The 15069-nt window shown below is 61.0% G+C and carries 12 protein-coding genes; 5 read left to right on the top strand and 7 right to left on the bottom strand.

Annotated elements, in window-relative coordinates; genetic code table 11:
* The first annotated feature begins 14 nt into the window (after nt 1-14).
* Entirely contained in the window at nt 15-1190 is a 1176-nt protein-coding gene (gene dprA, locus ABIE32_RS00320; RefSeq protein WP_429012676.1) for a DNA-processing protein DprA, read from the top strand.
* A gap of 47 nt (nt 1191-1237) precedes the next feature.
* Here dprA and ABIE32_RS00325 read toward each other — a convergent pair whose 3' ends face one another.
* The 5 genes from ABIE32_RS00325 to ABIE32_RS00345 form a co-directional block, all read right to left on the bottom strand.
* Entirely contained in the window at nt 1238-3601 is a 2364-nt protein-coding gene (locus ABIE32_RS00325) for a DUF1631 family protein (protein ID WP_429012679.1), read from the bottom strand.
* A 115-nt stretch (nt 3602-3716) separates the two neighbouring features.
* Nucleotides 3717-4667 (bottom strand): protein translocase subunit SecF, encoded by a 951-nt coding sequence (gene secF, locus ABIE32_RS00330; protein WP_395023758.1) that lies wholly within the window; start codon nt 4665-4667, stop codon nt 3717-3719.
* An 11-nt stretch (nt 4668-4678) separates the two neighbouring features.
* Nucleotides 4679-6571, bottom strand: a complete 1893-nt coding sequence (gene secD, locus ABIE32_RS00335; protein ID WP_429012682.1) for a protein translocase subunit SecD — start codon at nt 6569-6571, stop codon at nt 4679-4681.
* 68 nt (nt 6572-6639) lie between these two features.
* Entirely contained in the window at nt 6640-6972 is a 333-nt protein-coding gene (yajC, locus tag ABIE32_RS00340) for a preprotein translocase subunit YajC (protein WP_224150583.1), read from the bottom strand.
* Nucleotides 6973-7283: 311 nt separating this feature from the next.
* A complete protein-coding gene (locus ABIE32_RS00345) occupies nt 7284-10880 on the bottom strand; it encodes an indolepyruvate ferredoxin oxidoreductase family protein (RefSeq protein WP_429012685.1) in 3597 nt (1198 codons plus the stop codon).
* Between the two features lie 213 nt (nt 10881-11093).
* Here ABIE32_RS00345 and ABIE32_RS00350 point away from each other — a divergent pair, with 213 nt between their 5' ends.
* Together ABIE32_RS00350 and ABIE32_RS00355 are read left to right on the top strand one after the other, a co-directional pair.
* Nucleotides 11094-11603, top strand: a complete 510-nt coding sequence (locus ABIE32_RS00350; protein WP_429012688.1) for an Lrp/AsnC family transcriptional regulator — start codon at nt 11094-11096, stop codon at nt 11601-11603.
* Nucleotides 11604-11648: 45 nt separating this feature from the next.
* Nucleotides 11649-12107, top strand: a complete 459-nt coding sequence (locus tag ABIE32_RS00355; protein WP_429012690.1) for a DUF4124 domain-containing protein — start codon at nt 11649-11651, stop codon at nt 12105-12107.
* A gap of 116 nt (nt 12108-12223) precedes the next feature.
* Here the strand turns inward: ABIE32_RS00355 and mltA are convergent, their stop codons facing one another.
* Nucleotides 12224-13429 carry a murein transglycosylase A gene (mltA, locus tag ABIE32_RS00360; protein WP_429012692.1) on the bottom strand — a complete coding sequence of 402 codons (1206 nt, stop codon included), beginning with the start codon at nt 13427-13429 and terminating at the stop codon, nt 12224-12226.
* Here mltA and ABIE32_RS00365 point away from each other — a divergent pair.
* A complete protein-coding gene (locus ABIE32_RS00365) occupies nt 13389-13517 on the top strand; it encodes a hypothetical protein (protein WP_429012694.1) in 129 nt (42 codons plus the stop codon). The genes mltA and ABIE32_RS00365 overlap by 41 nt on opposite strands.
* A 164-nt stretch (nt 13518-13681) precedes the next feature.
* Nucleotides 13682-14326, top strand: a complete 645-nt coding sequence (locus ABIE32_RS00370) for an OmpA family protein (RefSeq protein ID WP_224150588.1) — start codon at nt 13682-13684, stop codon at nt 14324-14326.
* Between the two features lie 107 nt (nt 14327-14433).
* On the opposite strand, the gene ABIE32_RS00375 is transcribed toward ABIE32_RS00370, so the two are convergent.
* Complete coding sequence (locus tag ABIE32_RS00375) at nt 14434-15063, bottom strand: response regulator transcription factor (protein WP_224150589.1); 630 nt, start codon at nt 15061-15063, stop codon at nt 14434-14436.
* Nucleotides 15064-15069 lie beyond the last annotated feature (6 nt).

Genomic DNA, 15069 nt, shown 5'->3' on the forward strand with positions numbered 1-15069 from the left:
GCAGTCCTTGAACCATGCATGAACAGGCACTGCGCGACTGGATTCAACTGACAGCCACGCCAGGCCTGGGCAATACGTCGGTTCGCCGCCTGCTTGCCCAGTTTGGTCTGCCCGCGCAGATTCTGGCGCAGCCCGCATCGGCGCTGCAATCCTGCATCTCGGCGAACCAGACAAAAGCCCTGCTCCAGCCATCGGATACCGTCCGTAGCCTGCAAACAGCAAGCTGCGCATGGCTGCTGACGGCACCATCATCGTCGCTAAGGCGCCACATCATCACCTTGGGCGACCCAGACTATCCGGGCCGCCTGCTGGAAACCGCCGACCCTCCTGTTCTGCTGTACGTGTTGGGACATGAGCAATGGTTTGGCGCAGACGGTTTGCTCAAGGCTTGGCCAGATAAATCCCTGGCAGTTGTTGGCAGCCGCAATCCCACAGCGCAAGGCAGTGCCAATGCCCATGCTTTTTCTCAGGCACTTGCCAGCCAAGGCGTGAGCATCGTGTCCGGCTTGGCGCTGGGTATTGATACTGCTGCGCACCAGGGCGCTTTGGCAGCACCGCCTCTTGAAACCCCGGCGACGATTGCCGTGATCGGCACCGGCATTGACCGCGTCTACCCCAAACACAACCATGCGCTTGCCCAGCAGGTTGCGGAGCGCGGACTGATCGTGAGCGAATACCACCTGGGAACACCACCACTGGCGCAGAATTTCCCCAAGCGCAATCGCATCATCTCGGGCCTGGCACTGGGTACGCTGGTGGTTGAGGCCGCTCCGGAATCCGGCTCGCTGGTGACAGCCCGCCTTGCCAATGAACAGGGGCGCGAAGTATTCGCCATCCCGGGCTCCATCCATTCCCCCCAGAGCAAGGGTTGCCATGCACTGATCCGGCAAGGCGCCAAACTGGTCGAAACAGTCGCAGACATTCTGGACGAACTGCCACTGCTTTCCAACACCAAGTTTGGCAATCTGCCGCCTGCAGCGGCAGACGGGATTGCAGGTGCACCCAGCTCCCAGCCCCCTGCCAACCCATTGCTTGCAGCACTGGGCTATGACCCGACAGATCTGGACACGCTGTCTGCGAGAACCGGCTGGGATGCGGCGACCTTGCAGATCCAGTTGCTTGAGCTGGAGTTGCAAGGCCAGGTGGCGCGCCTGCCAGGCGGTCTGTACCAGCGTCAAATCAGCGGCTGATCGGCACAGTAGTTCAGTAGTCAACCCGTGACTGATTGCCGGCAGACCTACTGCAACAAGCGCTCGGGATTGGCTTCGATCTTTGCCAGGGCATCGCGCGCCGCACGGGCCGTGATGCCCTCCGCATCGCGCGGCACCAGCAAGCCCGATTGCAGGTAATTGCCCATCCTGCGCAACTGGAACAGAAAATACACGCCGCTGAGCGCCGCAAACAATTGCAGTTGCCGACGCTCGCTGTGCCACGCATATTGCACCTGCATGGGGCTACCGTTGTGGTCCAGCATGAACCAATGGCCCACCGCCAGGTGCTTTGCCCACTCCAGCACTTCAGGCGAGACTTGCGTGCCATTGTCCGCAATCACATGGATGGCCGTGGTATCAATGCCCAGCATGAGCTCGATGCTCTCGGCGCTGAGCGGATAGTCTTCGGTCACGACGTCATCGAGCGCATCTTCGAGGTGGGCCAGGCGTTGTGCCATCGCCTCGATGCGCTCGCGGGGAATTTCATGGGTCTTTGCCAGAAACGCACCGGCAACGATGTCCATCAAGGATTTGACGATTTCATCCTGTCTTTCATTCAGGACACCTGCCAGCGTCAAACCTTGGCGCAAGACCGTTTGCAGCACAGGCAACTGGCGGATGACCTTGGCACGCTCTTCCTTGCTGGGTTTGGCGGACGCGGACCACACCAGATCCAATGCAGCCTGCTTGAATTTCTTGGTGTTCTCGTGCTCGGCCCCGAACCGGATGGTTGACATGGCCAGAACATCCGACCATTGCTTGAACAGGAATTCGCGCACCTCACCATCGACTGGCATGTCCAGCAGCATATCGCGCAGCTGGATCGTGTACTGGATGGCGAGCGTTTCCTTCTGCTCCACCTGTTGCGCCAGACTCACCAACTCCTGGGCCTTGGGCGTCTGCTCGGTCAGGTTGGTTTCCAGAAATTTCTGGAACTCCTTGAGCACCAGTTGAAACACGCGGCTGCCCGTTTCGGGGTATTGCTCAATCACCTGCACCACACGCTTGACTTCGGCCTCCAGTGCCGTCCCGCTGAGCGCTGAGGCCTCGAAGCCCAGAACGCATGCCCCCATGCGGTCGATCAGCTGACGGGCCGGGTGTTCCATGTCATTGAAGAATGCGGGCTCCGCCAAGGCCACGCGCAGCACCGGCACCTGCAGACGCGCAAACCAGATTCGGATACCGGCAGGTATGCGGTCCTCGTTCAGAATGCTCTGGAACATCAAGGCGATGATTTCAATGATCGCCTTTTCTTCGTCAGATGTTGCAACGCTTTTGAGCGATGACGATTGCTGCCTGGCAGCCATGGCTACTGGCGCAATGATGTGCGCAGCGCCGTATTGGGTCGGGCCCGGAACGGTGTCGAACCAGGCCGACTCCATCATCGAGGGTTGTGCGATCAGCGCCTGTTGCAGTGCATGGGAAATCAGTACACCACCTCCACCGCCGCCGCCTTGCACTGTTCGTGCAGTCGCGCCGCCGCCAGCCACGCCCCCACCACCTGCAGACCCTGCAAGTCCGCCCAGAAAACCTCTCAGTTGCGCAAGCACGCCCGTTGCCTTCTGCTTGGCGGCTGCAATCGCACCCATTCCCTGCACTGCGGCAAAACTGGGCGCTACGTCAACCATTCCTGTGGCCAGCCCTGCCCTGGCAGACATGTTGGCGGAGAAAGCTCCTGGCACCACCTGCCCGGAGCTTGCTGCTGCAGCACCGCTGGCAGCCTCCCCTTCCGTCCGCTTGATGCGACTGCTTTTCAGATCCTCTTCTGTGGCAGCATTTTGCTCGCTATAGAACTGCTGCACACTTTCATAGTTTCTTGCACCCACATCAGTGATCTGCGCGAGCAACTCCGTGCGGAGCATCTCCAGCGTGGCACGGTCCAACCCTGCACTCTCCCAGGCCTCCATCAACTTCTGGCACCAGATTTCGGGACGCAGAATATCGCTCGTCCCCAATTCTTCATCTTCCAGAAACTGGGTGACTCTGCGGACATGGTCAAATGCAGGAGCTACGGCCTCCAGAACCTGGGCCGCCATGCGCGATGCAAAAATCTTGCCATTCATCGCCTCATCGGTGACCAGCTCCAGCATCAGGCTGGAGGACGATGTGTCTTCCTGGGCATCTCCGCTCAACAGGCTTTGACGAAAGAGCTTGGTGGCGGCATCAATCCAGGCCTTCTGGTGCTGCTCCAGCTTCTTCAAGGCATCACTCAAAGCCACATGGCTGCGCCCTCCATCCACGATGGGTTTGGCGAGGATGGCTGCTAGCTGCTGATTCAGTTGCAGAATCACCACGGGAAGCCCGGCACACAGACCGCCGACAAACCGCAATCGCGCCTGCCGGGCCAGTTTCTTTTGCCAGATGCGTTGGTGCGATGGAGCGACAGCCACAGAATTCCCGATGCGTTAATGTTATTGTGGCCCTCGCAAACCAAGCCCGGACAAAACGCCTGTCTCATCGAGTTGCGTTTTGTCCGGCGGCATGGTCTGCACAAGCCTTAAGTTGTCACACCGTGGCACCCGCATTGGGGTCGTTGGGGTCATGCTCCTTCTTGGTCTGCTTGACCAAGTCCTCCCGCTTGACACCCAACCACATCGCGATCGCAGCTGCCACGAAAACCGATGAGTAAATACCAAAGAGGATACCGATAGTCAGCGCCAATGCAAAGTAGTGCAGGCTCGGTCCACCAAAAAAGAACATCGAAAGCACCATCGCTTCGGTCGAAGCGTGGGTAATGATGGTGCGGCTCATGGTGGAGGTGATGGCGTGGTCAATCACCTCGTGCGTGTTGAGTTTGCGGAACTTGCGGAAAGCTTCGCGGATCCGGTCAAAAATCACCACCGACTCATTGACCGAGTAGCCCAGCACCGCCAGCACGCCCGCCAGCACGGACAGCGAAAACTCCCACTGGAAGAATGCAAAGAAACCCAGAATGATCACAACATCGTGCAAGTTGGCAATGACCGCCGCCACACCAAACTTCCACTCGAACCGAATGGCCAGATAGATAACGATACCCAGAACCACCATGCCCAGCGCCATCAGGCCCCCGTGCACCAGCTCTTCTCCTACCGAGGGGCCAACGAATTCGCTGCGCTGCAAGGTCACGCTGGAATCGGCCTGCTTAAGCGCCGCCATGACCTTCTCGCCCTGTTGTGCAGATGTCACGCCCTTTTCAATAGGCAAGCGAATCATCACGCGGTCTGCGCTGCCGACGTTCTGCACCAGCACGTCCTGGTAACCCAGGGCACCGACCTGCTCACGGATCTTGCCGACATCCGCAGGCTGCTGGTAAGCCACCTGCATGACCGTACCGCCAGTGAACTCCACCGACAGGTGCAGGCCACGGGTGGTCAGGAAGAACACCGCAAGAACGAAGGTGATGACCGAAATCGCGTTGAGCACCAACGCGTATTTCATGAACGGGATGTCTTTTTTAATACGGAAGAATTCCATTTTCTTCCTCCTTATCGCTTCATCGAGGCCACGGAACGGAGGTCCTCACCTTCGGGCTTCCACACCTGGCCGATAGCCACACTCTTGAGCTTCTTGCGAGAGCCGTACCAGAGATTGACAAGGCCGCGCGAGAAGAATACTGCAGAGAACATGCTGGTCAGGATACCGATGCAGTGCACCACGGCAAAGCCGCGCACCGGACCAGAGCCGAACGCCAAGAGCGCCAGACCCACGATCAAGGTCGTCACGTTCGAGTCCAAAATGGTGTGCCACGCGTGCTCGTAGCCGGCATGGATGGCCGATTGCGGCGACGCACCTGCGCGCAACTCTTCTCGAACGCGCTCATTGATCAGCACGTTCGAGTCAATGGCCACGCCAATGGCCAGGGCCATGGCGGCGATACCTGGCAGGGTGAGCGTTGCCTGCAGCATCGACAGGATCGCCATCAGCAGCAGCAGGTTCACCACCAACGCGATGCTGGAGATTACACCGAACACCATGTAGTACAGGCACATGAAGATGGCGATGGCCACAAAACCACCCACCACGCTCTTGATACCTGCTTCGACGTTTTCCTTGCCCATGCTCGGGCCGATGGTGTATTCCTCAATGATTTCCATCGGTGCTGCCAGCGAGCCAGCGCGCAGCAGCAGCGAAGTGTCGCTGGCTTCCTTGGTGGTCATCCGGCCCGATATCTGCACGCGGCCGCCACTGATTTCAGAGCGGATCACCGGAGCGGTCACCACCTGGCCCTTGCCCTTTTCGAACAGCAGGATGGCCATGCGCTTGCCAATGTTGTCGCGGGTCACGTCCTTGAAAATCGTTGCGCCCTTGCCGTCCAGCGTCAGATTCACCGTGGCTTCATGCGTCTGGCTGTCAAAACCCGGCTGGGCATCGTTCAGGTTTTCACCGGTCAGGATGACCTGTTTCTTCACCACGATCGGCTGGCCGTTGGGGTCGTTGTATTTTTCGGAGCCAAAAGGCACGGGGCCCGAGCCCATTTCGGCCGAGCGCGCTTCCGAGCTCTCATCCACCATGCGCACTTCCAAGGTCGCCGTACGGCCCAGAATGTCCTTGGCCTGTGCAGGGTCCTGCACGCCGGGCAATTGCACAACGATACGGTCCGAGCCTTGCTGCTGGATCACCGGCTCGGCAACACCGAGTTCATTGATACGGTTGTGCAGGGTTGTGATGTTCTGCTTGAGCGCCTGCTCCTGAACGCTGCGCAACGATTCGGGCTTGATGCTGGCGCGCACCGTATATGTGCCGCCAGCATTGTTCACGCTGGCCTGCAGATCAGGCATGGTGTCGGCAATCAGGTTGCGCACGGTGGTCGCAGTCGCCTCGTCCTGCAGGCGCACTTCCAGCGACTGGCCTTCGCGGTTCACGCCGCCATGGCGAATCTTCTTGTCGCGCAGTGCCAGACGAACATCGCTGGTCAAAGTCTCGATGCGCTTGGTCACAGCTGCCTGCATGTCCACCTGCAAGGTGAAGTGCACGCCGCCACGCAAATCCAGGCCCAGGTACATGGGCTTGGCATGCAGCGCCGTCAGCCATGCGGGCGAGCGCGAAATCAGGTTCAGCGCCACCACATAGGCAGGATCGGAAGCATCGGGAATCAGAGCCTTCTCCAGTACACCCTTGGCCTTGAGTTGCTCGTCTTCCTTGTCAAAGCGGGCGCGGATCGATCCGCCATCCAGCACGATCGACAGCGGCTTCACCTCTGCATCGGCCAGCAGCGACTCCACCCGCTTTTCGAGCGCCGCATCCACGGGCACCGTGGCCTTGACCGAGGCGACCTGCACGGCAGGCGCCTCACCAAAAAAATTCGGCAGGGTATAAATAATCCCCACCAGAAGCGCGATCACAATGATCGCGTACTTCCAGACCGGATAACGGTTCATGATCGCGCTTTAACCTTACACAAAATACAAGGCGCAGCCATGCTGCGCCACATCTGTTCTCTCGAAGATTACTTCAGGGTCCCTTTGGGGAGCACCTGAACAACCGCGCTGCGCTGCAATTGCACCACCACGCCTTCGGCCAGCTCCAGCTGCACAAACTGCTCGTTCAGGCCCGCCACACGGCCCACGAGGCCACCGGAGCTGACGATCTCGTCGCCCTTGGCCAGTGCTTCGATCATGGCGCGGTGCTCTTTCTGGCGCTTCATCTGAGGACGGATCATCAGGAAATAGAGCACCACGAACATCAGCACCAAAGGCAGCATGCTGGTCAGGGTGGAGGTCATGCCACCCGAAGCAGCGGCAGCCGGGGCAGTCTGGGCAAAAGCGGAAGAGATAAACAAATGAAGCTCCAAACGTAGATGCAGGCGCCTGTCTCGGCGGCCCAAAGATAGGCATTGTATGCGTGCGCTTTCCTCACGGTGGTGGCAATACCTGCATCTGGGGCGGTTTTTCCCCTGTTTTTCATGGAATTAAGCAGGTTTTGTGCCACCCGGCTATCCAAGGGAGGCGAATGCCTGTAGGGCGTTTATCGTCTCCATTCCCTGCATGCCATGCGCAGCCATTCATCGAGATTGACAAATTTGTCATTCATCGAAAGCCCCTCGACGAAAAAGGCTGCCCGAGGCAGCCTTTCATACCAACACTTGCGGCATCAGACTTGGGCCGGTTGCCGGGCATCGCTGCCAGCCGTCTGGGCTGCTGCCGCCGGATTGCGCCAGCGCTGCAGCAGTTGCTGCCACTTGGCACGGGCGGCCACCAGATGGCGCTCCTTCACATGGCCGTAACCGCGAATGTCTTCGGGGATGCTGGCGATCTCTACTGCCAGTGCCAGGTTCTGGGCATTGAGGCCACGCAGCATCTCTTCCACACAGTCGCGGTACTCCTGGATCAGGGCCCGCTCCATGTGGCGCTCCTCGGTACGGCCAAAAATATCCAGCGCGCCGCCACGCAGGCCCTTGAGGCCGGCCAGCACGCCAAAGGCCTTGCGCATCCAGGGGCCGTAAGCCTTTTTGACCAGTTCGCCCTTGTCGTTCTTCGCCGCCGTCAGCGGCGGCGCCAGATGGTGCACGATCTTGTAATCGCCTTCAAACATGCTGGCAATCTTGTCGGTGAACTCCTGGCTGGTGTGCAGGCGTGCCACCTCGTACTCATCCTTGTAAGCCATCAGCTTGAACAGGTACCGCGCGACGGCCTGCGACAGGCGCGTGCCGGTGCCCAATTGCGCTTCGGCGGCATGCACCTTGTTGACGAACGCCTGGTAATCGGCAGCGTAGGCCGCGTCCTGGTAGTCGGTCAGGAAGGCCACGCGCTTGGTCACCAGCTCTTCCAGCGATGGCTTCTTGACCAGCTGGATCACCTGTTGCGCGGCAAACATGGACTGCACCTGCGACAGATTGGCGGCACACTGGCGCCCCCATTCGAATGCCGCCTTGTTGTTGTCCACCTGCACGCCGTTCAGCTCCATGGCGCGCATCAGCGCAGCGTGCGACAAGGGCACGCGGCCCTTTTGCCAGGCGTAGCCCAGGATCAGCGGGTTGGTGTAGATGCTGTCGCCCAGCGCCTGGGTGGCGATGTGCTCGGCATCGAACATGCCCACGCCGTCCTGCCCCACGGCTGCAAGAATGGCAGCCTCGCAGCTCGCCTCGGGGAACTGCCAGTTCGGGTTGTGCACAAATGCCGCCGTCGGCGTGTTGTGGGTGTTGAGCGCCACAAAGGTGCGGTTCTGCTGCATGGCAGCCAGGGTGGTCTTGGTGGCAGCCACGATCGGGTCGCAGCCAATGATCAGGTCGGCCTTGGCCGTGTCCACCTTGGTGGTGTAGATGGCGTCCGGCGAATTGGCGATCTGGATGTGGCTCCAGGTGGAGCCGCCCTTCTGGGCCAGGCCTGCCGCATCCTGTGTGACCACGCCCTTGCCCTCCAGGTGCGCAGCCATGCCCAGGAGCGATCCGATCGTGATCACCCCCGTGCCACCGACACCCGCAACCACAATGCCCCAGGCCTGCGTGGCGTTGGGCAGCAGCGGCTCGGCCAGGGGTGGGAGCTTGCTCAGGTCACCCTTCTGCTCTTTCTTGGCTTTTTTCAGCTTGCCGCCTTCGATGGTGACAAAGCTGGGGCAGAAGCCGTTGACGCAGGAGAAATCCTTGTTGCAGGTGCTCTGGTTGATCTTGCGCTTGCGGCCAAAGTCGGTCTCGACTGGCTCCACCGACAGGCAATTCGACTTGGTCGAGCAGTCGCCGCAGCCTTCGCACACCGCTTCGTTGATGACGACGGTCTTGTCCGGCGTGGCCATGGTGCCGCGTTTGCGGCGACGGCGCTTTTCGGTGGCGCAGGTCTGGTCGTAGATGATGGCCGTAGTGCCCGCAATCTCGCGGAACTCACGCTGAATGCGGTCCAGCTCATCCCTGTGGTGCACCGTCACGCCTTCGCCCAGCTTGACGCCGTCGTACTTCTGCGGCTCGTCGGTCACGATCACGAGCTTTTTCACACCCTCGGACAACAGGCTGTTCATGATCTGCAGCACCGAATGGCCTTCGGGGCGCTCGCCCACGCGCTGGCCGCCGGTCATCGCCACGGCATCGTTGTACAGCACCTTGTACGTGATGTTCACGCCAGAGGCAATGCTCTGGCGGATGGCAAGCAGCCCGCTGTGGAAGTAGGTGCCGTCACCCAGGTTCGAGAAAATGTGCTTGTCGGTGGTGAATGGCGCCTGACCGACCCAGGTAACGCCTTCTCCGCCCATTTGCGTGAAGGTGCTGGTGTTGCGGTCAGGCATCCAGTTGACCATGTAGTGGCAGCCAATGCCAGCCACGGCGCGGCTGCCTTCAGGCACCCGGGTGCTGGTGTTGTGCGGGCAACCGCTGCAGAACCACGGAAGGCGGTCGCCGCTGTCCTGCTTGAGCTCGATCAAGCCTTTTTCGCGCGCGGCAATGATTTCCAGGCGCGCATCCATGCGGCGCACGATGTCATCGGGCACGCCCAGCTTCTTGAGGCGCTTGGCGATGGCCTGCGCGATGATGGCGGGCGTCAAGTCGGCCTTGGGGCGCAGCAGCCAGTGGGCGCTCGGGTTGGGCACCGACCATTCGCCGCCGGAATTGTCGCCGTCGGTCTCGTCGAACTTGCCCAGCACGTTCGGGCGCACGTCCGAGCGCCAGTTGTACAACTCTTCCTTCAGCTGGTACTCGATCACCTGGCGCTTTTCCTCCACCACCAGGATTTCCTGCAGACCCATGGCGAAGTCGCGCGTGATCGATGCTTCCAGCGGCCAGACCACGTTCACCTTGTGCAGGCGGATGCCCAACTGGCGGCAGGTGTCGTCATCCAGGCCCAGGTCGACCAGCGCTTGGCGCGTGTCGTTGAACGCCTTGCCGCTGGCAATGATGCCAAAGCGGTCCTGCCTGGTCTCGATCACGTTGTAGTTGAGCTTGTTGGCGCGGATATATGCCAGTGCGGCATACCACTTGTAGTCCATCAGGCGCGCTTCCTGCTCCAGCGGCGCATCGGGCCAGCGGATGTGCAGGCCGCCGGGCGGCATCACAAAATCGTCGGGCGTGATGATGTTCACGCGGTCCGGATCGACCGAAATGCTGGACGAGGACTCGACGATCTCCTGGATCGTCTTCATGCCCGACCACACGCCTGCAAAGCGGCTGAGCGCAAATGCGTGCAGCCCCATGTCCAGAATGTCCTGCACGCTGGAAGGAAAGAACACCGGCGAGCCCACGGCCTTGAAGATGTGGTCGCTCTGGTGCGCTGCGGTGGATGACTTGCTGATGTGGTCGTCTCCAGCCAGCGCAATCACGCCGCCGTGCTTGGCCGTGCCTGCCATGTTGGCATGCTTGAACACGTCCACACTGCGGTCCACGCCTGGGCCCTTGCCATACCAGATGCCAAACACGCCATCGAATTTCTTGCTCTGTGGGTACAGATCCAGCTGCTGCGTGCCCCAGACAGCCGTGGCGCCCAACTCTTCATTCACACCGGGTTGAAACTCGATGTGGTTCTCTTTCAAATACTTCTTGGCAGCCCACAGTGCCTGGTCGTAACCACCCAGCGGAGAGCCACGGTAGCCGCTGATGAAACCGGCCGTGTTCAGGCCCTGCAGTGCATCGCGCTGGCGCTGCAGCATGGGCAGGCGCACCAGAGCCTGCACACCGCTCATGAAGGCGCGGCCATGGTCGAGCGCGTATTTGTCGTCGAGCGTGACGCTTTCCAGCGCCTTGCGGATGTGTTCTGGTAGTGAGGCGTTCATCGTCTTGTCTCCTGGGGAGATCTCCTGATATCGGCTTGTGGCTCTTCAGGTTTTTGTGGGGTGTGGATGGGGCCGGCGCCAAGGCCGGCGGGTGCGGCAAAACACCGCACCTTTCTCCGCTGCAGTGTACGGGCAAGCGCGCGGATAAAGTATTCTTTTTCTTGCCGGGGCTTCCCTAATTTTTGAAAGAATCTTGCTCTAAACTAGCCATAAATGAATCAACTCGACAAATTTGACTGGGCGATCTTGCAAGAATTGCAAAATGACGCCCGCCTCACCAACGCCGAGCTGGCCCAGCGCGTGGGTCTGTCAGCTGCGCCCTGCTGGCGCCGCGTGCGGGCGCTGGAAGAAGCTGGCTACATCACCGGCTACCACGCCACGCTTGATCGCCACAAGCTGGGCCTGGGTGTGCTGGCGTTTGTGCGAGTGGATGCGGCGCAGAACACGGCCGACATCACCCAGCGCATGGAAGAGTCGATCCGCCTGCTGCCCGAGGTGACGACCTGCCACTACATCAGCGGCGCGGGCACGTTCGAGCTGCAGGTGGTGGCCAGGGATCTGGAGAGTTTTTCCGGTTTCGTGCGCAACGTGCTGCTGCGGCTGCCGAACGTCAAGGACGTGCACACCACCTTCTCCTTGGGGGAAGTGAAGGCCAGCAGTGCGCTACCATTGCCAGTTACACCTACTAACAAGACACTTCCTCCTCACAAGCCGATGCGATGACTCGGTACAGCATGGGCGAGGCAAGGTCTGTCCACAGGCATCGCCATGCAAGAAAAAGCCGAACTCTTCACATCCATCAAGCGCCATACGCTATCTTTTTTGATGATTCTTGCCAATAGCTCCGCGCTCGCCAGCGCGCACGCCGGCTCAATCTACCAGTGCAAGCAATCCGATGGCAAGGTGGCCTTCCAGGAAACGCCTTGCGCCGCCAGCGCCACCCAGACCCAGATCAACCAGCTCCAGCGGCCCGATGCGGCAGCTCCCAAAGTGGCCAAAGCGGGCGCCCAACCCGCTGCTGCCACCGCAACCAAGGAGGAGCCCGCCGCCAACCTGTGCGTACAGGCGGGCCGTGCAGTCCATGCGCGACTGCAGCAGACGCACCCGCAGGCAGCGTTCAATGCCTGCAGAAAAGAGCTGGCAGAACTTGCCACCAATATGGAATGTGTGCAGGCCTGTATGGACGCCTGGGTGGCAGCGTACAAAAAGCACCAGGCTTCGCAATAAGACTCTCTACGCTGTCCCCATTGCCTTGGCGTCCATCAAACAGCTATCCGGCCCGTACCAAAACAACCTGTAGCGCACAGTGGATATGCGCCACAAGCTATTCATTTAATAGCATTTCAGCGCTTGGCCAGTTGGCGAGGCCACAGCACCCACAGGCGAAGCGGCTGCTTGACGCGGCCGGCGAAATCGCCCGCCTCGTGGCCCCAACCCGCAAAATAGTCGGCGCGTACCGCCCCCAGAATGGCGCTGCCCGTGTCCTGCGCCATCACCAGGCGGTTGAGTTGCACAGTCGGCCCCGTGGACGACAGCCACACCGGCGTGCCATAGGGAATGCTGGCGCGGTCCACCGCAATGGAGCGGCCCGGGGTCAGCGGCACGCCCTGCGCGCCATTGGGGCCGAATTCGGCGTCCAGTGCAGACAGCGGCTCCTCCTTGAAGAACACATAGCGCGGATTGCTCCACAGCAGTTCGTTGATTCGCGCGGGGTTGGCAGCGATCCAGGCCTTGATGCCCGGCCAGGTGGCGTCGCGCACCAGGCCCTGGTCCAGCAGCCATTTGCCAATGCTCTTGTAGGGATGGTCATTGGTGGCCGCATAGGCCACGCGGATCATGCGCACCGAGCCGTCAGCCTCCTGCACCCGCACCCGACCCGAGCCCTGGATGTGCAGCATCATCGCGTCCACCGGGTCGTTTACCCAGGCGATCACCTTGTCCTGCAGCTCGGCCTGGGCCTGCGGCAGGGTATCAATCTGCTGGCGACTGAACCAGGGCTTGCGCGCACCAAGGCTGGCGGGCGCCTTGTACAGCGGGATGGAGTAGCCATTGCCCGGCTGGCGCGCGCCATCGAGCATGGGCTCGAAATAGCTGGTCAGCATGCCGTCCGGATTGCCGTCGAGCGACTCAACCCGGTAGGGCTGAAAGCGCGCCACCATCCATTCGCGCTGCTCCTGCGTGGTGGCCATGCTCATGCGCCGCACTTCCGAGCAGAACTGCGCAAACGGTGCGGGCGGGCGGCCGCAGCTCTTGATCCAGGCGTTCCAGGCGTCAGCCAGGTTGTCCTGCTCCAGCCCCGGTACCGACGACCAGTGCACCGGCACCCAGCGGCTTTTGCCTTGCTGAATGGGTGCAGGCAAAGGCTCGTTCGCATCGGGCGGTGGCACCTCGATACTGCCCGAAATGGATGGCCGCGAGGTCGGCTCCTCCAGAGGGACTTTGGTGGAGCAGGCAGACAGAATTCCTACAATGGCAACCATCCACAGCGTGCGTAAGGAACGAGAACCCATGGGATTGATATTGCTGGAGGCGCTATTGGCGTTGGTCATACTGGTGGCGATCGTCTGGTGGACGATGTTTGCCGGTCGCAAAAAAGGGGAAATCGTACGCAAAGATGAGCAGCCTCCGCATGAGTAGGCTTTGGGCAGATACCCGCCAGCCGTAGGACAGTGCCGCTCGTTACCGTCGTTTTTACCATTCTTAAGCTTTGTAGCTGGCATTTGCGTGTAGGTGCGCTCACAATTTGGCTCCAAGGTGCAGGCCCGCTGGAGGCCGCGCCCAACTTGATAAGGAGTTCCACAATGAGCAAAAAAATCCTGGTCCCTGTCATTGCCAGCCTGGCGATTCTGAGCGGCTGCGCCAATATGTCGGACACCCAGCGCACCACTGCGACCGGTGCCGGCGTGGGCGCCCTGGGCGGCGCCGCCATTGGTGCCATTGCCGGCGGCCATGCAGGCAAGGGCGCCGTGATCGGCGCGGGTGTGGGTGCCTTGGGCAGCTACATCTGGTCGCAGCACATGGAAAAGCAAAAACGCGAGATGGAGCAGGCCACCCAGGGCACTGGCGTGACCGTGACGCAGACGCAGGACAACCAGCTCAAGCTCGATATCCCGAGCGATATTTCGTTCCAGACCAACCGCTCGGACATCCAGAGCAACTTCGCCCCCATCCTGGACCGCTTTGCCGAAGGCCTGCGCAACAACCAGAACGCACAGGTACGCATCATCGGCCACACCGACAGCACTGGCAACGATGGCATCAACGACCCGCTGTCGCTCGCCCGCGCCGAGAGCACGCGCAACTACCTGACCTCGCGCGGCGTCAATGGCGGCCGCATCCAGGTGCAGGGCATGGGCTCGCGCCAGCCGATTGCGACCAACGACACCGCCGACGGCCGTGCGCGCAACCGCCGCGTCGAGATCTTTGTGGGCGAAGTGCAGCAATAAACGCTTGCTGCCGCTGTTGCTGCCCCGCAGCACTTGCGGGCCTGCCTCCCAGGAGCGCCAAAGGCGCTCCTTTTTTGATGGGTGCGCCTGCCAGAGGCGCCCCGCGTTCAGGTCAGCTCGCGCAGCAGGTTGGCCAACTCCACCGCCGACTTGACCATCATCTTGTCGAACACGCGGGCGCGGTGCACCTCGACCGTGCGCACGCTGATGGCCAGTTCGTCGGCGATCAGCTTGTTGGGCAGGCCGTCGATCACCAGGCGCATCACGGCCTGCTCACGGTCCGTGAGGTCGGCCACACGTCCGCGCACCTGCTGCTGCCCGCGCAATGCCTCCAGGTGCGCGGCAGATGCGTGCAGGGCATGCTCCACACGGTCCACCAAGGCATTGTCGGAAAACGGTTTTTCGCAGAAATCAAAGGCGCCGCGCTTGACGGTGGCCACCGCCGTGGGCACATCGGCGTGGCCGGTTAGAAAGATCACCGGCATCGCGGCAACCACGCCCTGCTCCAGCAGGCGGTCGAACAGGGCCAGGCCGCTCATGCCGGGCATGCGCACATCCAGCAGCACACAGGCAGGATCCTTCTGAACCGGGCGTGCCTGCAGCATGGCTTCAAACGCCTCGGCTGACGCAAAGCCTTCACTGAGCAGGCGGCGCGAGCGCAGCAGCCAGGCGAGCGCTTCGCGCACTTCGGCGTCGTCATCAACGATATATACGGTGGCATTCACAAGCGGTTGCATCGTCTC

Origin of the sequence: Comamonas sp. 4034, from assembly GCF_050434545.1 — a bacterium.
Taxonomy (GTDB): Bacteria; Pseudomonadota; Gammaproteobacteria; order Burkholderiales; family Burkholderiaceae_C; genus Comamonas; species Comamonas odontotermitis.

What these genes read in the sequence shown, in the direction of transcription:
- dprA (WP_429012676.1), top strand. Translation starts at nt 15, where the DNA reads ATGCATGAACAGGCACTGCGCGACTGGATTCAACTGACAGCCACGCCA.
- secF (WP_395023758.1), bottom strand. Translation starts at nt 4,667, where the DNA reads ATGGAATTCTTCCGTATTAAAAAAGACATCCCGTTCATGAAATACGCG.
- secD (WP_429012682.1), bottom strand. Translation starts at nt 6,571, where the DNA reads ATGAACCGTTATCCGGTCTGGAAGTACGCGATCATTGTGATCGCGCTT.
- ABIE32_RS00345 (WP_429012685.1), bottom strand. Translation starts at nt 10,880, where the DNA reads ATGAACGCCTCACTACCAGAACACATCCGCAAGGCGCTGGAAAGCGTC.
- ABIE32_RS00350 (WP_429012688.1), top strand. Translation starts at nt 11,094, where the DNA reads ATGAATCAACTCGACAAATTTGACTGGGCGATCTTGCAAGAATTGCAA.
- ABIE32_RS00355 (WP_429012690.1), top strand. Translation starts at nt 11,649, where the DNA reads ATGCAAGAAAAAGCCGAACTCTTCACATCCATCAAGCGCCATACGCTA.
- ABIE32_RS00365 (WP_429012694.1), top strand. Translation starts at nt 13,389, where the DNA reads ATGGGATTGATATTGCTGGAGGCGCTATTGGCGTTGGTCATACTGGTG.
- mltA (WP_429012692.1), bottom strand. Translation starts at nt 13,429, where the DNA reads ATGACCAACGCCAATAGCGCCTCCAGCAATATCAATCCCATGGGTTCT.
- ABIE32_RS00370 (WP_224150588.1), top strand. Translation starts at nt 13,682, where the DNA reads ATGAGCAAAAAAATCCTGGTCCCTGTCATTGCCAGCCTGGCGATTCTG.
- ABIE32_RS00375 (WP_224150589.1), bottom strand. Translation starts at nt 15,063, where the DNA reads ATGCAACCGCTTGTGAATGCCACCGTATATATCGTTGATGACGACGCC.